The sequence below is a fragment of the Macrococcus sp. 19Msa1099 genome, from assembly GCA_019357535.2.
GTDB classification, from domain to species: domain Bacteria; phylum Bacillota; class Bacilli; order Staphylococcales; family Staphylococcaceae; genus Macrococcoides; species Macrococcoides psychrotolerans.
Map to the genome: position 1 here is coordinate 786,203 of CP079955.1, position 20,204 is coordinate 806,406.

20 protein-coding genes are annotated in these 20,204 nt (G+C 38.3%); 19 read left to right on the forward strand and 1 reads right to left on the reverse strand.

The window, feature by feature from the left end:
- The first annotated feature begins 14 nt into the window (after nt 1-14).
- The 16 genes from mraZ (at nt 15) to ileS (ending at nt 16,664) form a co-directional block, all read left to right on the forward strand.
- A complete protein-coding gene (gene mraZ / locus KYI10_04065) occupies nt 15-446 on the forward strand; it encodes a division/cell wall cluster transcriptional repressor MraZ (GenBank protein ID QYA33614.1) in 432 nt (143 codons plus the stop codon).
- A gap of 9 nt (nt 447-455) precedes the next feature.
- A complete protein-coding gene (gene rsmH / locus KYI10_04070) occupies nt 456-1,388 on the forward strand; it encodes a 16S rRNA (cytosine(1402)-N(4))-methyltransferase RsmH (GenBank protein ID QYA33615.1) in 933 nt (310 codons plus the stop codon).
- A gap of 12 nt (nt 1,389-1,400) precedes the next feature.
- Nucleotides 1,401-1,769 (forward strand): cell division protein FtsL, encoded by a 369-nt coding sequence (ftsL, locus tag KYI10_04075; protein ID QYA33616.1) that lies wholly within the window; start codon nt 1,401-1,403, stop codon nt 1,767-1,769.
- A 43-nt stretch (nt 1,770-1,812) separates the two neighbouring features.
- Nucleotides 1,813-4,005 (forward strand): penicillin-binding transpeptidase domain-containing protein, encoded by a 2,193-nt coding sequence (locus tag KYI10_04080; GenBank protein QYA33617.2) that lies wholly within the window; start codon nt 1,813-1,815, stop codon nt 4,003-4,005.
- Between the two features lie 36 nt (nt 4,006-4,041).
- Nucleotides 4,042-5,010, forward strand: coding sequence for a phospho-N-acetylmuramoyl-pentapeptide-transferase (mraY, locus tag KYI10_04085; protein ID QYA33618.1), 969 nt, complete (start codon nt 4,042-4,044; stop codon nt 5,008-5,010).
- Entirely contained in the window at nt 5,011-6,348 is a 1,338-nt protein-coding gene (gene murD, locus KYI10_04090) for a UDP-N-acetylmuramoyl-L-alanine--D-glutamate ligase (GenBank protein QYA33619.1), read from the forward strand.
- A gap of 7 nt (nt 6,349-6,355) precedes the next feature.
- Nucleotides 6,356-7,246, forward strand: coding sequence for an FtsQ-type POTRA domain-containing protein (locus KYI10_04095; protein ID QYA33620.2), 891 nt, complete (start codon nt 6,356-6,358; stop codon nt 7,244-7,246).
- A 117-nt stretch (nt 7,247-7,363) separates the two neighbouring features.
- Nucleotides 7,364-8,740, forward strand: a complete 1,377-nt coding sequence (gene ftsA, locus KYI10_04100) for a cell division protein FtsA (GenBank protein QYA33621.1) — start codon at nt 7,364-7,366, stop codon at nt 8,738-8,740.
- 32 nt (nt 8,741-8,772) lie between these two features.
- Nucleotides 8,773-9,906, forward strand: a complete 1,134-nt coding sequence (gene ftsZ, locus KYI10_04105; protein ID QYA33622.1) for a cell division protein FtsZ — start codon at nt 8,773-8,775, stop codon at nt 9,904-9,906.
- A 67-nt stretch (nt 9,907-9,973) separates the two neighbouring features.
- Nucleotides 9,974-10,780, forward strand: coding sequence for a peptidoglycan editing factor PgeF (gene pgeF, locus KYI10_04110; protein ID QYA33623.1), 807 nt, complete (start codon nt 9,974-9,976; stop codon nt 10,778-10,780).
- Nucleotides 10,758-11,420, forward strand: a complete 663-nt coding sequence (locus KYI10_04115) for a YggS family pyridoxal phosphate-dependent enzyme (GenBank protein ID QYA33624.1) — start codon at nt 10,758-10,760, stop codon at nt 11,418-11,420. The genes pgeF and KYI10_04115 overlap by 23 nt, the downstream gene beginning before the upstream one ends.
- A 9-nt stretch (nt 11,421-11,429) precedes the next feature.
- Entirely contained in the window at nt 11,430-11,951 is a 522-nt protein-coding gene (locus tag KYI10_04120; protein ID QYA33625.1) for a cell division protein SepF, read from the forward strand.
- A complete protein-coding gene (locus tag KYI10_04125) occupies nt 11,948-12,241 on the forward strand; it encodes a YggT family protein (GenBank protein QYA33626.1) in 294 nt (97 codons plus the stop codon). The genes KYI10_04120 and KYI10_04125 overlap by 4 nt, the downstream gene beginning before the upstream one ends.
- A 74-nt stretch (nt 12,242-12,315) precedes the next feature.
- Nucleotides 12,316-13,089, forward strand: coding sequence for an RNA-binding protein (locus KYI10_04130; protein ID QYA33627.1), 774 nt, complete (start codon nt 12,316-12,318; stop codon nt 13,087-13,089).
- A 14-nt stretch (nt 13,090-13,103) separates the two neighbouring features.
- Nucleotides 13,104-13,670 (forward strand): DivIVA domain-containing protein, encoded by a 567-nt coding sequence (locus KYI10_04135; protein QYA33628.1) that lies wholly within the window; start codon nt 13,104-13,106, stop codon nt 13,668-13,670.
- Between the two features lie 249 nt (nt 13,671-13,919).
- Nucleotides 13,920-16,664, forward strand: coding sequence for an isoleucine--tRNA ligase (ileS, locus tag KYI10_04140; protein ID QYA33629.1), 2,745 nt, complete (start codon nt 13,920-13,922; stop codon nt 16,662-16,664).
- Nucleotides 16,665-16,765: 101 nt separating this feature from the next.
- Here the strand turns inward: ileS and KYI10_04145 are convergent, their stop codons facing one another.
- Nucleotides 16,766-17,866 (reverse strand): IS30 family transposase, encoded by a 1,101-nt coding sequence (locus tag KYI10_04145; GenBank protein ID QYA33630.1) that lies wholly within the window; start codon nt 17,864-17,866, stop codon nt 16,766-16,768.
- Between the two features lie 205 nt (nt 17,867-18,071).
- Here KYI10_04145 and lspA point away from each other — a divergent pair, with 205 nt between their 5' ends.
- The 3 genes from lspA (at nt 18,072) to pyrR (ending at nt 20,136) form a co-directional block, all read left to right on the forward strand.
- Nucleotides 18,072-18,563, forward strand: coding sequence for a signal peptidase II (gene lspA / locus KYI10_04150; GenBank protein QYA33631.1), 492 nt, complete (start codon nt 18,072-18,074; stop codon nt 18,561-18,563).
- On the forward strand, nt 18,550-19,455 hold the full coding sequence (locus tag KYI10_04155) for an RluA family pseudouridine synthase (protein ID QYA33632.1): 906 nt from the start codon (nt 18,550-18,552) through the stop codon (nt 19,453-19,455). The genes lspA and KYI10_04155 overlap by 14 nt, the downstream gene beginning before the upstream one ends.
- A 156-nt stretch (nt 19,456-19,611) precedes the next feature.
- A complete protein-coding gene (gene pyrR / locus KYI10_04160) occupies nt 19,612-20,136 on the forward strand; it encodes a bifunctional pyr operon transcriptional regulator/uracil phosphoribosyltransferase PyrR (GenBank protein QYA33633.1) in 525 nt (174 codons plus the stop codon).
- Nucleotides 20,137-20,204: the final 68 nt, after the last annotated feature.

The following is a 20,204-nucleotide window of genomic DNA, read 5'->3' on the forward strand; positions in this document are numbered from 1 at the left end:
CGAGGTGAATCGAAATGTTTATGGGTGAATTTCAGCATCAGCTTGACGCGAAAGGCCGAATGATTGTGCCTGCTAAATTTCGCGAAGAATTAACTGAACATTTCGTGATTACACGTGGCCTTGACAAATGTCTCTTTGGTTATACATTAACCGAGTGGGCAGCTATTGAAGAAAAACTAAAAGCATTACCACTCACAAGAAGAGACGCTAGAAAATTTATGCGTATGTTCTTCTCCGGAGCTGTGGAAGTCGAGATGGATAAGCAAGGACGTATCAATATTCCGAAACATCTGATGGAATATGCGGGTCTATCTAAAGAAGCTACAGTTATCGGTGTATCTAGTCGCATAGAAATTTGGGATCGTAAGTTATGGTCTGATTTCTATGAAGAGACAGAAGAAGAATTTGAGACAATTGCAGAAGAATTAATTGATTTTGATTTTTAGGAGGATTCTATGTTCCATCATGTAACAGTATTATTAGAAGAAACGGTCGATCAGCTGAATATTGATCCAAATGGGATATACGTCGACTGTACATTAGGTGGAGCAGGACACAGTCTATATCTTGTGAAGCAATTGCAGGAAGGGCACCTCATATCGATTGATCAGGATCAGACTGCGATTGATAATGCGCACATCATACTGAAAGATTATCTCGATAAGGTAACGTTTGTTAAGGATAATTTTCGCAATCTTTCTGATATCCTCACACAGCTTGGTATTCAGAAGGTTGACGGGATTTTATATGATCTAGGAGTATCAAGCCCGCAGCTTGATGTAGGAGAGCGTGGTTTCAGCTATCATCAAGAAGCTAAGCTTGATATGCGTATGGACCAGACACAGGCACTATCAGCTTATGAAGTGGTCAATACCTGGCCATACGAGAAGCTTGTTTCTATATTCTTCCGTTATGGTGAAGAGAAATTTTCTAAACAAATTGCAAGAAAGATTGAAGCTGAACGTGAGTTACAGCCAATTGAAACAACGACTGAACTAGTTGAAATTATTAAAGCAGCAATTCCGGCACCCGCAAGAAGAACTGGAGGGCATCCAGCTAAGCGTGTCTTTCAGGCGATACGAATTGCTGTCAATGACGAATTAGGTGCCTTTGAATCTTCTATAGAACAAGCGATTGATAGTGTTAAGCCGGGTGGAAGAATTTCAGTCATTACATTTCATTCTCTTGAGGATCGATTATGTAAGCAAGTCTTTCAGGAGTACAGTAAAGGGCCAGACATCCCTCGTGGATTACCGGTCGTTCCCCCTGAATACCAGCCGAAACTAAAGAAAATCACTAGAAAACCAATTATATCCTCAAATGAAGAGCTCGAACATAATAATAGAGCGAGAAGCGCAAAGCTTAGAGTCGTAGAAATATTAAAATAAAGAGGTGACAACATGGCAGTAGAGTACATCAATCCGAACTATTACAATCAGGTCAATGAACAAGTTAAAGTTAAATCTGTTTCAAAAACACATGTTGTTTCCCTTTCAAAGCTTGAAAAATTAATTTATTTAACATTAGTGTCATTGATTGCGTTTGTAAGCATCTATATGCTATCTTTGAAATATGATGCGTATCAGACGAACACTCAAATTGCAGCAATCGAAGGAAAGATTGTACACCAGCAAAGTGTCAACGGAGAACTGAATTCTGAAGTGATGAAACAGTCTTCATACGAACGTGTCTATAGTAAAGCGAAATCATATGGATTAAGCTTGAAAAACGATAACGTAAAGGTAGTGCAAAAAGATGTCACGAAGTAAACTAAAACTAAAGAAAAACAAAATAGGAGCAGTCCTCTTGATCATGCTATTCGGACTGCTCTTTTTTTCATTGATTTTTAAATATGGCATGATCATGCTTACAGGAAAGTCCAGCGGTCAGGATCTTGAAATGCGTGCGAGCGAGAAATATGTTCGGAATATCGTCAATCAGCCTGAACGTGGTAAGATTCTAGATCGCAATGGACAGGTGCTTGCAGAGGATATTGAATCCTATAAGCTTGTCGCAATCCTCGATAAACGATTTTCAGAAGGAAGTAAGCAACCGAGACATGTCGTTAATAAGAAGAAGACAGCTAAAGCTTTAGCTGACATCATCGATATGAAAGAAAAGGACATCTATAAAGTGCTGAGCAATAAAAAAGCATTTCAGGTCGAATTTGGTAAGGCGGGTAAAGACCTGACGTTTGATCAGAAACAGAAGATACAGAACTTGAAGATGCCTGGACTCACATTCTTCTCTGAGAAGAAAAGATTTTATCCAAATGGGAATTTCGCTTCTCATTTAATTGGTTTGGCAGAAAAAAATGGAGATACAAATATGATGACCGGAATGCTTGGTAGTGAGAAGATATTCGATTCTTATCTATCGGGAAAACCAGGTAAAACGACCTTTAAACAGGATATATGGAACTATGTACTGCCTAAGTCAGGCAATGTCGTGCCGGCACAGGATGGGGACGATGTTAAGCTGACGATTGATAAGAACATTCAGATTTTTGTGGAAGACTCACTCGATATGATGGTCAAACGCTATAACCCGAAAGACATCTTTGCTGTTGTAATGGATGCAAAGACGGGAGAAATATTAGGAAGTAGTCAGCGACCAACGTTTAATCCTCAGACAAGAGAAGGATTCGGAGAAAAATGGGCCAACGATCTGTATCAGAATACGTATGAGCCAGGTTCTACTTTTAAGACTTACGGTCTTGCAGCAGCAATTGAAGAAGATCAGTATGACCCGAAAGCGAAGTACGAATCAGGTGAACGAGAAATAGATGGCATAACGATTTCTGACTGGAATGACGTTGGGTGGGGAACAATCACTATGAGCAAAGGATTCCAATTGTCTTCAAATGTGCTGATGATGAAACTGCAGGACAAAGTAGGCACCGATAAGATGAAGACATATTATGAAAAGTTTGGTTTTGGCAGATCGACGCAATCACTTTTCGATTCAGAAGCTACCGGGCATATTTCGTGGAATGATGAACTGAGTCAAAAAGTAAGCTCATTCGGGCAGTCTACAACCGTAACTCCGGCTCAGATGTTACAGGCTGAAAGTGCAATCGTCAATGAAGGTAAGATGCTGAAGCCCTATTTTGTGAAGTCCATTACGAGTAAAGATAATAATGATATTTACACTGGTCAGAAAGATATCATTGGACAGCCGATTTCAAAATCGACAGCACAAAAAACGATGCAGCAGCTCTATGATGTTGTAAATGGTAAGGAGATGCATGCATTTAACTATGGTCTAAAAGATTATAAAGTTGCTGGTAAGACCGGTACAGCACAAGTGCCGGATACGGAAAAAGGTGGCTACGTCCAAGGGGCTAATCCATATATGGTCAGCTTTATGGGGTATGCACCAGCCAAAGACCCTAAAGTTATCATCTACTACGGTATGAGTCTTGCACAGAAGAATGATGCTGAAGCATATGCACAGGGGGTTTCAAAAGGGTATACACCCCTTATGGAAAATACATTGAAATATTTGAATGTAGGATCACCTAACAAGGATAATGCAAAGCTTATATTTAATACGCCGGATGTCATTGGAAGTAAGCCTGATAAGGCATCTACTGAGATTGAAAGTGCTTCGCTTCAACCTGTTCAGATTGGAAGCGGCAGTACCGTGACGAACCAGTTACCTGCTAAAGACACGAAGTTAATAGCCGATAATAAAGTATTTATTCTGACTGAAGGTACAAAAGTGATGCCGGATATCACTGGATGGAGTAGACGCGATCTTCTGATGTTCAGTACGTTGACCGGAGTAGAGATACAGTTTAAAGGTAACGGTTATGCCATCAGCCAGTCTATTGATGCAAATAATCCTATAAAGCAAGGTGATAAGCTGACAGTTGAACTTGATTCATTAGATCCTCTAAAACAGTCTCCAGTCTACAATGATGTTATTAAAGCACAGCTGCAGCAGGAAAAAGAAGTGTTAAAAGAACAGATAAAAGATAAAAAACTAAAAAATTCGAATTAAAAGAAAGGAAATCAGTAATTCTGATATGTGAAACTTATGAATGAAATTTATTTTGGAGTCATTACATTTATACTTACCGCAATACTTGTCCCTTTGTTTATCCCTCTATTAAAAAGAATGAAGTTTGGTCAGTCTATTCGTGAAGAAGGGCCGAAAAGTCATATGGTAAAGAGCGGCACACCGACAATGGGAGGATTGACGTTTTTAATCAGTACGATCTTACTAAGTGCGATCGCCTGCTTCTTCGTTGAAGACAATGGGCCGTTGATACTATTGATACTTGTTACAGTAGGGTTCGGACTTATTGGATTTGTCGATGATTATATTATCGTTGTAAAAAAGAACAATCAAGGTTTGACATCGAAACAGAAACTTTTATTCCAGATCATTATTGCAATTCTTTTCTATGTTGTAAGTAATGTTCTTGGATTACTATCACTCAGCAACGAAATTAATATTCCATTTACGGATATCGGGATTCCATTATCTATATTCTATGTCATCTTCATCATCTTCTGGCAGGTAGGCTTCTCAAATGCAGTCAATTTAACGGATGGTCTTGACGGACTGGCAACAGGGTTATCAATCATTGCATTCAGCTGTTATTTTTATCTTGCAATGGTGCAAGGTGCTACAGCAATAGCTTATTTCTCAGCAATCTTAATCGGGAGTCTGTGTGGGTTCTTGATCTATAATAAGAACAAGGCGAAGCTGTTTATGGGTGATACAGGTTCATTAGCACTTGGTGGGGTTATCGCGACAGTATCGATTATGCTGAATCAGGAATTAACGCTGATTTTTATAGGCTTTGTATTTGTTGTTGAGACATTGTCGGTGATGATGCAAGTCACATCATTCAAACTGACTGGTAAAAGGATCTTCAAGATGAGTCCGCTTCACCATCACTTTGAGATGGTGGGCTGGAGCGAATGGAAGATTGTAACCGTGTTCTGGATTGTCGGTATATTAACTGGACTCATCGGAATTTATTTAGGAGTGAATTAAATGAAACATATACAAAAGTATCAAGGGAAAAAGGTGCTCGTTCTCGGACTTGGAAAAAGTGGCTATGAAACAGCGAAACTGCTGTATCGTCTTGGGGCACAAGTTACGATCAATGACGGTAAAGATGTTTCTCAGACAGAGCAATATCGCGAACTGACAGAGATGGGCATTACTATTATCGGAGGCCATCATCCCCTTTCATTGCTTGAAAATACGACGCTCATTGTCAAGAATCCAGGTATTCCTTACACATTACCGTTAATAGAACAAGCACAAACATTGAATATTCCTATCATTACTGAAGTAGAATTAGCTTATGAAATTACCGAAAGCTCCATTATCGGTATTACGGGTACAAATGGTAAGACGACTGTTACATCCCTCATTGGAGATATGTTTAAATCACATCAACATGCAGGGTTACTATGTGGGAACATTGGTTTTGTAGCTTCGAAAGTCGCTCAGAATGCAGGCGCTCATGATACGCTTGTTATGGAATTATCATCGTTCCAGTTGATGGGAATTCAAGAATTCAGACCGCATATTGCGCTCATTACGAATATTTATTCCGCTCATCTGGATTACCATGGTAATCAGCAGAACTATACTGATGCTAAGATGCAGATTATTAAAAATCAGACCAGTGAAGATTACCTTATATTCAATGATAAGCAACGTACATTGTTGCAAAAATATGATATAAAGTCCAAGGTCGTCTATTTTTCTACTGACGAAAAAGTAGAAGGTGCGTATATAGATCAAAACAAAGTATATTTCTATGATGAATTTATCATCGATGTGGAAGACATCGTTCTGCCAGGCATACATAACCTTGAAAATGTGCTGGCAAGTATTGCGGCTGCAAAACTTGCAGGCATAGATAACATTCATATTTGTGATACATTAAAGACGTTTGAAGGGATTAAACATCGTCTGCAGTTTGTAACTGAGACAGATGGGGTGAAGTATTACAATGATTCTAAGGCCACGAATACATTAGCAACAAGCTTTGCGCTCGATTCATTCCAGCACCCGATTCATTGGCTTGCAGGGGGACTGGATAGAGGGAATGGGTTTGAAGAATTAGACACACACATTCATCATGTGAAGCGAATGTATATTTTTGGAGAAACAACTGAAAAACTTACAGCTTTTGCAGCGCAGCATCATATCCCTTGTACGATATGCAAAGATGTGACAGATGCAGTGATTAAAACTGCATCATATGTTGAACAAGGTGAGGTAGTGCTGCTCAGTCCGGCATGTGCCAGCTGGGACCAATATCCTACGTACGAAGTAAGAGGAGAACACTTTATCAGTCAGGTCAAATTAATTTAGAGGTGATATGATGGAGGATAAAATTATTCATACACCCCGTTTTGATGAACAAGGAAGAATGCGCAGAAAGAAACGTCAGAGACTGCAGCTATTTATCTTCTTAAGCATTGTTGCAATCGTGTCTTTGATTCTTATCTATATGTTCACGAGTATCAGCTATGTAAAGAAAATATCAGTTAATGATACGTTGATTAACAGTACAAAGACAATCAAAGAGAAATCAGGTATTCAACCTAAAGCGCGTATCTACAGTCTGGATACGAAACAAATTGTGTCAAATATTGAATATCTTGATGGGGTAAAATCAGTTACTGTCAGACGTCATTTTCCGAATGTAGTCAGTATCAATGTAGAAGAATATGATGTGCTTGGTGTTGTAAAGGATGGTGAGCACTACCATCCTGCACTGGAGAATGGACAGATTCTACATAAGCATAATTACGCTGAGCCATCAGAAGTACCCCTTCTAAATAATTTTAGCAGTAAGGCGCTGAATCAGCTTGTTAAAGTTTTACGTGCCTCTGATGATGAAATCATCAATCAAATTTCAGAGATTAACTTTATACCGAAAGCAGAAGCTTCTAACCGCGTCCAGTTCTATATGAAAAATGGACTGGAAGTTATCGGTGATATGCGTACCATCGACAACAAACTGAATTACTTCCCGGCGATGGCAAGTAAACTCAAAAAAGATAGTAACGGTCGAATACTGAAACCAGGTATTATCGATCTTGAGGTCGGAGCAGTATTTATCCCCTATGAATCGAAGCAAGCCGAGGAAAGAAGAATTGAATTAGAAGCAGCGATGGAAGAACGCTCTCAAAAAGATAAAGCTGAGCTTGAAAAATCTGTAGAAAAACTGAAGAAAGAGTTAAATCAGGTCAAAAAGAACAGCTAAAGTATAAATTTTCAAAAAAAAAAGTCTAATATTCATAAAACAGTTTATAGTTTTTCAAATAACGACTATAATAAGAATAGTGTATGACTGAATAAAATGTTTAGGAGGTGCCTATCGATGGAAGAACATTATTACGTATCAATTGATATCGGTTCATCGAGTGTAAAAGTAGTGGTAGGAGAAAAGTTTCACAATGGCATTAATGTGATAGGTACAGGCCAGACTTTTACTACAGGTATTAAAAATGGAATGATTGATGATTTTGATGTCGCACAGCATGCGATTAAAGATACAATTAAAAAGGCACAGATTGCCTCAGGAATTGAAATTCAGGATGTTTTCTTAAAGATGCCAATTATCTATTCTGAAATTCATGATGTAGTGCATGAAATTAAATTTGAGGGTGCTTCAACTGAAATAACAGGTGAACATATTGAAGATGTTCTGGATGGCATTCGTGCTAAGAATGCTTCAAAAGATATTGAGATTATCGGTGTCTATCCAAAGATGTTTAAAGTCGATGATCTGCATGAAGTAACGGATCCAAAAGAAATGGTTGCGACACAAAGCCTGGCAGTAGACGCAGGCGTTATCACAATTGAACGCAGTGTACTTATCAATATCTTAAAATGCGTCGAAAGCAGTGGCGTGCATGTTCTGGATGTCTATTCTGATGCTTATAACTATCAGCACATCCTGTCACCGACCGAAATTGAACTTGGCACGTGTGTCATCGATATTGGTGACCAGTTAACGCAAGTGGCATATTATGAACGCGGTACATTATTTGATGCAGATCATGTTCAGATTGCAGGGAGTGATATTACTGAAGATATCTCTGAAGAACTGAATATTACATTTGATGAAGCTGAAAAAGTTAAAGAACAATATGGACATGCGTTCTATGACCTGGCGAGCGAACAAGATGTATTTAACGTTACGCAGATTGACGCCGAATCCCCTGTGAGTTTCAGTCAGAAGGATCTGAGCGATATTATCGAAGGTACAGCGGAAGAAATCTTCCTTGAAGTATTTGAATTACTGCAGGAAATGGGATTAAATAAAATTAACGGTGGCTTTGTACTTACAGGCGGAACCAGTAATATGCTCGGAATTAAGGAATTACTTTCAGATATGGTAAGCGAGAAGGTAAGAATTCATATTCCACAACAGATGGGCATTAGAAAGCCTGAATTTACTTCAGCAATCTCGACAATCAACAGCGGTATAGTATTTGATGAATTATTAGATTATGTTACAATTAATAATCATGATGTGCCTTCAGAAACAGAAGAACAACCGGTTGAAGCTGAGCCGAAGAAAAGCGCATTAGATGGATTATTCAAACGTAAGAAAGACAATGTTGAAACGCGTGTCTATACTTCTAAAGAAGAAACGAAGGCTGCACCAGCAGAAAGTCATCAAGATGCGCTTGACAATGATGAAGAAAAACCAAGTATGATGAAAAGGATAATGAAATCATTATTTGATTAAAATGGCCATTTAAAATATTAGGAGGAAAAACAATGTTAGAATTTGAACAAGGCTTTAATCACTTAGCAACTTTAAAAGTTATCGGTGTTGGTGGAGGCGGTAACAATGCCGTCAACCGAATGATCGATCACGGTATGAACAACGTAGAATTTATTGCGATTAATACGGATGGCCAGGCTTTAAACTTATCTAAAGCTGAATCAAAGATTCAAATTGGTGAAAAGTTAACACGTGGACTTGGTGCAGGTGCAAACCCTGAAATCGGTAAGAAAGCCGCAGAAGAATCACGTGAACAAATTGAAGATGCAATCCAAGGAGCGGATATGGTATTCGTTACTGCTGGGATGGGTGGCGGAACAGGAACTGGTGCTGCACCTGTTGTTGCTAAGATTGCCAAAGAGATGGGGGCATTAACCGTTGGTGTTGTGACACGTCCATTCTCATTTGAAGGTCGTAAACGTCAGACACAGGCTGCTGCCGGTGTTGAAGCAATGAAAGCGGCAGTTGACACATTAATCGTCATTCCAAATGATCGTCTATTAGATATCGTTGATAAGTCAACGCCGATGATGGAAGCATTTAAAGAAGCGGATAACGTATTACGTCAAGGGGTACAAGGGATCTCAGATTTAATCGCGGTATCTGGGGAAGTGAACCTAGACTTCGCAGACGTTAAAACAATCATGAGTAACCAAGGTTCAGCACTGATGGGTATTGGTGTATCAAGCGGTGAAAACCGTGCAATCGAAGCAGCTAAAAAGGCAATCTCTTCTCCATTGCTTGAAACGTCAATCGTTGGTGCTCAAGGGGTTCTAATGAATATTACCGGCGGAGAATCATTGACTTTATTCGAAGCACAAGAAGCGGCAGATATCGTTCAGGACGCAGCTGACGAAGATGTAAATATGATTTTCGGTACGGTTATTAATCCGGAATTACAAGATGAAATCGTTGTAACAGTTATTGCAACAGGATTTAATGACAAACCGACACGTTCGGTATCTCCTGCAAGCTCATTTGGTCATTCAGCACCAGCACCTGAGCGTGAAGTGCGCAATGAAACACCCGTACAGGAAACAAGAGAGCGTCAATCAAACGATGAAGGACTAGATGTACCAAGCTTTATTCGAGATCGTGGTTCAAGAACACGTCGATCAAGAAGATAATGAAGGCTTTAATATTAGGAGTGGACCATTCTCATGTTCCACTCCTTTTTCAATATTGGGGGTCGTTATGGATATATTTAAGAGAAAAGCTGTTACGTTTAACTATAAGGATGATGAACATATAATTGGTATTACAGGTCGCAATGGTGGTGTCAGTGACTATCCAGAGCTTTCTTTGAATATGGCAAGATATATAGAAGATGCACCAGAAAATGTATCTCGCAATCAACAGCGTGTTGCTCAAGAAATCAATTTTGATACTTCAAAGTGGGTCTTTCCAATTCAAAAGCACGGAACTCATATTAAAGAAGTTTCATTAGAAGACAGAGGGATAAATATTACTGAATTGACCACTGCCCTGGACGATGTGGATGGCCTCTATACATATGATAGAGAAGTATTATTGACCATGTGTTTTGCAGATTGTGTACCCATCTATATCTATAGTGTGACCGATAACTTTATCGCGCTCGGACATGCAGGTTGGCGTGGTACTGTAGGAATGATCACCGAAAAGCTCATTAATGTATATAAAGGTGATAAGACACATCTGCATTGTGTGATCGGGCCTTCGATTAGTGGCAAGGCATATGTCGTTAATGATGAGATTAGAGCAAAGTTTATGTCACTGAATCTCCAGCTGGAAGATTGCTTTATACCGAATGGTGATATGTATGAAATAGAGCTGAAAGAAATCAATAGGCGTATCGCGCAGCATGCTGGTATTGCCGCTTCGCATATCCATGTCTCACAGCGCTGCACCTCAACTGGAAATGAGGATTTCTTCTCATATCGAAAAGAAGCAGGTAATACCGGCAGGATGTTAGCTTATATCGGAAAGAGGGATGACAATGGAAGTCAGAAAGAATCTTGACACAATTAAACAGGAAATTGAAAGTGCACTTCAGAAATCTGCTGATCACAAAGCTCCGACTATTATTGCAGTGACAAAATATGTTACAATAGACCGAGCAAAAGAGGCGATGGAAGCAGGTATCTGTCATCTTGGCGAGAATAGAATTGAAGGCTTCCTGGAAAAGCGTGAAGCTTTAGGTGATGCGACGATGCACTTTATAGGCACATTGCAATCACGTAAAGTTAAGGAGGTCATCAATCAGGTGGATTATCTGCATTCACTTGACCGATTGTCTCTTGCAAAGGAAATTGACAAACGTGCTGAAAAGACGATCAAATGTTTTGTACAGGTAAATGTTAGCGATGAACAGAGTAAACACGGAATTAAGAGAGATGAAGTGATGGACTTTATTCATACTTTAGCATCTTATAGTCAAATTGAAGTGGTTGGCTTAATGACGATGGCGCCAGCAGATGCAGATGAATCAGAACTAAGAACATATTTTAAGGCGATGAAGCAGCTGCAGCTGAAGGTTCAGGATGCACACCTATCTTATGCACCATGTACAGAATTATCTATGGGCATGAGTAATGATTATCAGATTGCAGTAGAAGAAGGTGCGACGTTTATTCGTATTGGTACGAAGCTCGTCGGTTAGGAGGATATAATGGCTTTTAAAGATGTATTTAAAGGATTCTTTGCATATGAAGATGAAGAAGATTATGTAGAGGAACAAAGTGACAAAGTAAGAGAACCTGCGCAAAAAAAGGTTGTCAAAGAAACTTATGTTCCTGAAAAAAAGGTTGTACGTACAGAAAGTTTCCAAAAACAATCGAAACCTAAGATGAAAGTGAATGAAGAAAAAGTGACGAAAGCGAATGTTGTCAATATGCATGATGATATAATGAATGTAAGCTCAAAAGTATGTTTGTTTGAACCGCGCGTATTCTCAGACACACAAGATATTGCAGATGAATTAAAGAATAGACGTGCAACGCTCGTAAATCTGCAGCGTATCGATAAAATATCAGCAAAGCGTATTATCGATTTCTTAAGTGGTACAGTGTATGCTATTGGCGGAGATATACAGCGTATCGGTCAGGATATCTTTTTGTGTACACCTGACAACGTTGAAGTGGCAGGTACGATAACAGAAATGCTAGAGGCACCAGAAGAGGAGAATGAATGAGTACATATATGATTGTTTATAATCTATTTAATTTTTTAATGCTATTTTTAGAAATATTTTACTGGGGCATGATCATCTACTTTTTTATGTCATGGCTGCCAGGAGCAAGAGAATCAAAGATTGGTCGCATGATGAGTAAAGTATATGAGCCGATACTAGAACCCTTTAGAAGAGTGATTCCGCCACTAGGTATGTTTGATGTTTCGTCAATAGCGGCATTGATTGTTTTGCGCTTTTTCATGCAAGGCATCGCAGCGATATTCAACATCATATTAAACAGTTTGGCATAAGTCGTACCGGTTATGATAGCTTTGTTACTTATAAACTATTATGACCGGTAAATTATGTTTGGGAAAGGGAATTTATGAGTATTTATCAGCATTTCAGATATGAAGAAATTGAAACTGTTAAAGTATTGGAAGACCTGGTCGCACAGGCAAAAAGCCAGTATGCACCAATACTCACGCACTTTTTAGATCCAAGACAGCAGTTTATTTTAACGACACTCGTCAACAGAACGGATTTAAACGTATCTTTTTATGGTGGAAGTGGCGAAAGAGAACGTGTCCGTGCACTCATTTATCCAGAATACTATGAAGCACAGCAAGAAGATTTCGAGGTCAGTGCCTTTAAAGTGAAATATGCACAGAAGTTTGTAACGTTAACCCATCGCAACGTTCTTGGTGCACTCATGCAACTTGGATTTAAACGTGAGTATCTCGGGGATATAATTATAGGTGACGAATTACAGATTGTAATTGCCTCTCATTTGAATGATTATCTAGTACAGCATCTGACAAAACTTAAAGGATCAACCGTAAAACTTATTGCGATAGATGCAGATACATTGAATGAGGCCGTTGAAACATATCAATCACATCATGCCACAGTTTCTAGTTTAAGGCTCGATGTGGTTGTTGCTGAAATGATGCGTAAATCAAGAGCGATAGCGCAAAAGCATATCGAAGCAGGTCATATTAAGGTAAATCATGTTATAATAGATAAAGTAAGCTTCGTTATTGCGTCTGGGGATACACTCTCAATTAAAGGCTATGGTCGTGCGCAGCTTACTGAAATAGGAGATTTAACGAAAAAGAATAAAAACCGAATTACATATAAAACATTATTTAATCAATAGTACGAGGTGAGACAATGAAATATAGTCCAGAAGAAATTAAGTTAAAACAGTTCAACGTAGTACATAAAGGTCTGAATGAAAATGAAGTCCGTAACTATCTGGAAGAATTAAGCAATGAACTTGAAACATTACGTCGTGAAAAGAAGATGCTGGAACAGCTGATTGCTGATAAAGACGAGAATATCAATCGTTTTAAGAATGTAGAGAATACGATTTCTGATGCTATCCTAGTCGCACAACGTGCAGGCGATGAAATCAAGGCAGCTGCAGGCATGCAGGCAGATGTCATTATTAAGGATGCAAAAAGTCATGCCGATCTCATCGTGAATGATGCTATGCAAAAAGCGCGTGAAATTGCTTATCAGACAGAAGATATGAAGCGCCAATCTAAGATTTTCAGATCACGTTTCCAGCTGTTAGTTGAAGCGCAGCTAGACCTTCTTAAAACTGAAGACTGGGATTATTTGCTTAACTATGAACTGGATACACGTCCATTACAAGAAGATGCTGCCCCTCAAATAGATCCAGCTGTAAATCAAGGTGGCGGATCAGTAGATAAAAATGAAATTTCTGAAAACTAGGACTTACGTTTTTTAAAGTTTCATGTTAATATTAGAAATAACAAACATGTAGAACCGGATTGAAGTCCTGTTATGAAAGCGAACGAGGGATAGTGTGAGCCTTGGCATAACGCCTTTAATCAGATCACTCTACTCAAAAAAACCATACTAAACATAAAGCGAGCTCTGTAAGAGTTAATCCAGGTGGTACCGCGGCAATTGTCGTCCTGATTAATGATTATAGACTCGCTTTTTTAAAGGAGAAGAACTATGGATTATAAAGACACATTATTAATGCCGAAGACAGATTTTCCGATGCGTGGAGGTTTACCGAATAAAGAACCCCAAATTCAGGCGCAGTGGGATGAAAAGAAGCTCTATGAAAAAATATTAAAGAAAAACGAAGGTAGAACGCCTTATGTTCTTCATGATGGTCCTCCTTACGCAAATGGACAGATTCATATGGGACATGCATTAAATAAAATTATTAAAGACATGATTATGCGTTATAAAGCTATGAATGGATTCTATGCCCCTTATGTACCTGGATGGGATACGCATGGTCTTCCGATTGAAACGGCACTGACGAAAAAAGGAGTGGACCGCAAATCAATGTCTGAAGCGGAGTTCCGCGAATTATGTCGCGCATATGCCTTAGAACAAATTGAATTACAAAAGTCCGATTTTAAACGATTAGGTGTTAATGGTGACTGGGAGAATCCATACATTACATTGCAGGAAAAATTTGAAGCTGAGCAGATTCGTCTGTTCGGTGACATGGCTGCTAAAGGATATATCTATAAAGGTAAAAAACCTGTCTACTGGTCGCCTTCAAGCGAATCTTCATTAGCTGAAGCAGAGATTGAATATCAAGATAAAGTATCTCCTTCAATCTATGTTGCATTTGATGTATTAGATGGTAAAGGTTTAGTCGATGATGATGTGAAATTTGTTATCTGGACGACGACGCCTTGGACATTACCCGCTAACGTTGCGATTGCGTTAAACAAAGATTTAGACTATGTACAAGTACGTGTAAATGATACATCATATATCGTAGCACAGGCTTTATTAGATAATGTTTGTGATGCAGTTGGCTGGGACAAAGAAGGTGTTCAGATTGAGAAGACGTTCAAGGGTGCTGACTTAGAATTTGTTAAAGCACGTCATCCATTTATCGATCGTGAGTCTTTAATCATCTTAGGGGATCACGTTACAACAGACGCTGGTACAGGATGTGTACATACTGCGCCAGGACACGGGGAAGATGACTTTATCATCGGTCAGAAATATGAGTTAGATGTGATCTCACCTGTGGATGGTAAAGGCGTTTACACAAGTGAAGCTGGTGAATTTGAAGGGATGTACTACGACAAAGCGAATAAAGTAATCACTGAGAAGTTAGAAGCTTCAGGTCACCTATTAAAACTTGACTTCTTCAAGCACTCATATCCGCATGACTGGAGAACGAAGAAACCAGTTATCTTCCGTGCCACACCACAATGGTTTGCATCGATTAATAAAGTGCGTCAAGATATCCTGGATGCAATCGAAGAAACAGAATTTAAAGTGGACTGGGGTAAGACGCGTATTTACAATATGATTCGTGACCGTGGTGACTGGGTGATTTCACGTCAGCGTGTATGGGGCGTGCCACTTCCAGTATTCTATGCCGAAAATGGTGACATCATCATGGATAAAGCGGTAATTGAACATGTTGCGACACTTGTTGAAAAGCATGGGACAAACGTTTGGTACGAAAGAGAAGCGAAAGATTTATTGCCAGAAGGGTTTACACATCCAGGTAGTCCGAACGGAGTATTTACAAAAGAAACAGATATTATGGACGTTTGGTTTGACTCAGGTTCATCTCACCGTGGTGTATTGGAAGCGCGTCCGGAATTATCATTCCCAGCTGATTTATACTTCGAAGGGAGTGACCAGTATCGTGGATGGTTCAACTCATCGATCACAACAGCAGTTGCTACACGTGGCAAGTCCCCTTATAAGAAATTATTATCGCACGGTTTCGTAATGGATGGACAAGGACGTAAGATGAGTAAATCATTAGGAAATACAGTACTACCAGAGAAAGTTGTCAAACAGATGGGTGCAGATATTATCCGCCTATGGGTAATGTCCGTAGATTATTTAGCAGACGTTCGTATTTCTGATGATATCTTAAAGCAAGTCTCTGAAGTATATCGTAAGATTCGTAACACATTTAAGTTCCTGTTAGGAAATGTAAATGATTTTAATCCGGCAACGGATGCCGTTCCTTATGCAGAACTTGTAGAGATTGATCAGTTTATGTTAAATAAATTATATACATTCGTTAATAATGCACATAAACATTATGATAATAACGATTACTTATTCATGTATCAAGAGTTACAGAACTTTATCAACGTAGAATTAAGTAACTTCTATCTGGATTATGGTAAAGATATCCTTTATATCGAAGCACAGGATAGTCATGTCCGTCGTAGTATGCAGACGGTTGTCTATGAAGTATTGACATCATTAACGAAAGTGTTAGCACCAATTATTCCACATACTGCTGATGAAATCTGGAGCCATACGCCACATGTGGATGAAGAAAGCGTACATTTAGCAGATATGCCAGAAGTACAGACTGTAGACACAGCGTTGATCGGTAAATGGAATCATTTCCTAGAGATTCGCGATGATGTACTAAAAGCAATCGAAGAAACACGTAACGATAAAGTAATCGGTAAATCACTTGAAGCGGCTGTATATATTCAGGCGAAAAACGAAGAGGACCAAGCATTGCTCAAATCATTCGATAATCTGCATCAACTCTTCATCACATCTTATGCAGAAGTTGTTGATGAACCGCAAGGAACAGATTATAACTTGAGTAACGTACTTGTAAAGCATGCTGAAGGTGAGAAATGTGAACGCTGCTGGAATTACTCTACAGTACTTACAGAAGAAAGCCACGCACACCCACATGTGTGTCCAAGATGTTTATCAGTACTTGAATCTAAATAATATTAAAACCAGGATCTCCTGGTTTTTTTTTTTTTTTTTTTAAGTATTTTAAAATTAAATAAAACGAAAATTTCAATTGCAAGTTAGCCACTACATCCAAATTAATAGAGATAGTAGCTTAATGGTTCACTTAATAATCCTTCGGATTTTAGTGACTTCAGAAACAGGTATTTAGGTGTTTCATAATCTAGAATTTTTCTGGGATAATTGTTCATCCAGTTTTGGATACGATAAATTATCTCATCAGATACTGATTCCATACTGATTCCTTTAGGGATTATCCGTCTAATGAATTTATGATGGTTTTCTTTAGTACCTCGTTCCCATGATGAATAAGGGTGCGTAAAGTATATTTCAGTGTCAGGTAGTGTCTCCGTAAGGTCACTGAACTCTGATCCGTTATCAGAAGTAATAGACTTGAATATTCGTGAAAATGAATTATCTAATTGATCTTTTAATTGACTTAATGCTAATGTGACAGCATCATTATTTTTACTTTTAATAGGAACGATGATTTCATATCGTGTCTGTCTTTCAACAAGTGTAAGTAACGCTCTTTCGTTTTTAAGTTTAGAACCAATAACAGTATCAATTTCCCAATGACCAAAGACATCTCTAGAATTGATTTCGTGACTTCTATCTTCGATAGATTTTCCTAATACTTTTTTATTTTTTCGACTAGGTCTTCTATTTGTAATTGGTTTTCGTGATATCTTCTCTATAAGGTCGATATTAGAGGTCTTCATAATTCCTCTTTCAATCCAGTTATATAGTGTTGAAACACAAGGAATAATAGAATCACAAAAAATATTATTCTTTTTAGCATAGGCTATTACAACATCGGGAGACCATTTTTTATTCAACATCATCTTATCAGCCCAATCAATAAAAGCATGAGATAACTGATGTTTTGGTGTCCTGCAAGAATTCATACGATTTGTTTCATATTTAAGTTGAGCAACATCAGGGAAATAGCATTCATAATCATAAAAATATTCTTTACTATTAGAAACTATGCGCTTAATTTGTTTAACAGTTCCTCTATTGATCTCATTGTTAATCGTTTGAGGTGCTCTATTCAAAATTTTAGCAATAGCACGATTTGAATAATTTTCACTCTTCAAAATCTGAATTTGATGTCTTTCAAATTCAGTTAAGTGTTTTCCTTTAATATGATTAGTGGTACCATTTAGATGAGTCATTTGCATTCATTCCTTATTGTTTGTTGTGGTAACTACAATATTAACATGGATGCACATGGCTCATTTTTTATTTTTTTAAAGCACACCGTAGGTGGCTAACTTGATTATAGAATTTCCCAAATTAAATAAAAATATTATGTAAACTAATAAGTTTGAAGACGAAACGACGTTTATGTGTTAAAATAACAAAGATTGGAGTGAGGACATGAATCGTAAATATCGCATTATACCAATGACTTTATATACCGCCATATTGATATTGATGGATCAAATTTCAAAATATATTATTGTAAAGACAATGAATATCGGAGAGAGCATACCTGTAATCGGTGATGTATTACAAATAACTTCTCATCGTAATTACGGAGCGGCATGGGGAATGCTTCAAAATCAGATGATCTTCTTCTATATTATTACTATCATCGTACTCATTGCACTTATCTATTTTTATTATAAGGAAGCAGCAGATAATTTACTGATGCAGTGTGGACTAATGCTTATTTTTGCAGGTGCAATCGGAAACTTTATCGACAGATTATTTAGAGGGAATGTCGTTGATTTTATCGATACGAAGATTATTAACTATGACTTTCCGATATTTAATGTTGCGGATAGTTGTCTGACAATCGGCGTATTTATTTTACTTTATGAGCTTTTATTTAACCAAAAAGAGGAGAAATCACATGGAAACATTTAATTTTGAAATAAACGAAGAAGAAACAGGCATACGTATTGACAAATTTCTTGCGGATGCAAATCCAGACTGGTCACGCAGTCAGATTCAGGACTGGATTAAAAACGATCTCGTTTTAGTGAACGGCAAAGTCATTAAATCGAATTATAAACTGCGTTTAAATGATGAAATTTCAGTGACTGAGAAACCAGTAGAAGAGATCGATCTCGTAGCACAAGATTTAGGTTTAGAAATTTATTATGAAGATAAGGACGTTGCTATTGTCTATAAACCAAAAGGTATGGTGGTACATCCTGCACCAGGACATCCAGATGGAACGTTAGTGAATGGATTGATGCATGCAATCACAGACTTATCAGGTATCAATGGTGAGATTCGTCCAGGCATCGTTCATCGTATCGATAAGGATACTTCAGGACTATTGATGATTGCCAAGAATGATATTGCACATCGTGGTCTAGTCGATCAGCTCGTGGATAAATCCGTTACGCGTAAATATACGGCATTAGTTCATGGCGTGATTCCGCATGAATTTGGTACAATTGATGCGCCGATTGGGCGTAATCAGAAAGACCGTCAGGAAATGGCTATTGTTGACAATGGTAAACACGCAGTTACACACTTTAATGTGCTTGAAACATTTGATAAGTATACACTTGTAGAATGTGTGCTTGAAACAGGTCGTACACATCAGATTCGTGTGCATATGAAGCATATCGGTTTTCCACTTGTCGGAGACCCGAAATATGGTCCGAAGAAGACGATGGATATCGGTGGACAGGCGTTACATGCAGGCGTATTAGGCTTTGAACATCCTGTTACTGGAGAATATATTGAACACAGTGCACCGCTTCCAGAATACTTTGAAGAACTGCTGACAAAGTTAAGAAAATAGTATGTAATTTTACTTTTTCGATTGACAAAACATTTTAGAGTGTTAGTATTAATCTAAATAAATCACGTTAAGCTTTTAAATAAGTCCAGAGAGACTTATAAGGCGTCGAGAAAACCTCACGTCTATTTGGCGTGAGGTTTTTTTAGGAGGGACACTATGGATAAGCGTATTATTCTTGATGACAAGGCAATTGACCGCACGTTGACACGAATCGCACATGAAATATTAGAGAATAATAAAGGTGCACATGACCTTGTATTACTCGGTATTAGAACGCGTGGTATTTATCTGGCACAACGCATTCAGTCTAAAATTGAGAAGATTGATGGAATTACTGTGCCTACAGGTGTATTAGATGTAACACAATATCGTGATGATGTGACAGATCGTGTCTCACAGGACGTCGTTGCATATACGATTGATACAGATATGAATAATAGACATGTCGTCATCGTTGATGATGTGCTCTATACAGGGAGAACAGTGCGCGCCTCGCTTGATGCGATACTCGATCATGTACGTCCAAAACGTATCAGCTTAGCTACGTTAATAGATAGAGGGCATCGTGAACTCCCGATTCGTGCAGACTTTATCGGTAAGAATATTCCAACAGCATTAAGTGAAGAAATTGTTGTCATGCTGGATGAAGTTGACGACAAAACACAAGTATATATTAAGTAATCCTTTTAAATTGGTACGAGAGACCAGCAAAGGGTTTAAGTGATAACAGACACTTAAGTCTCTTTGCG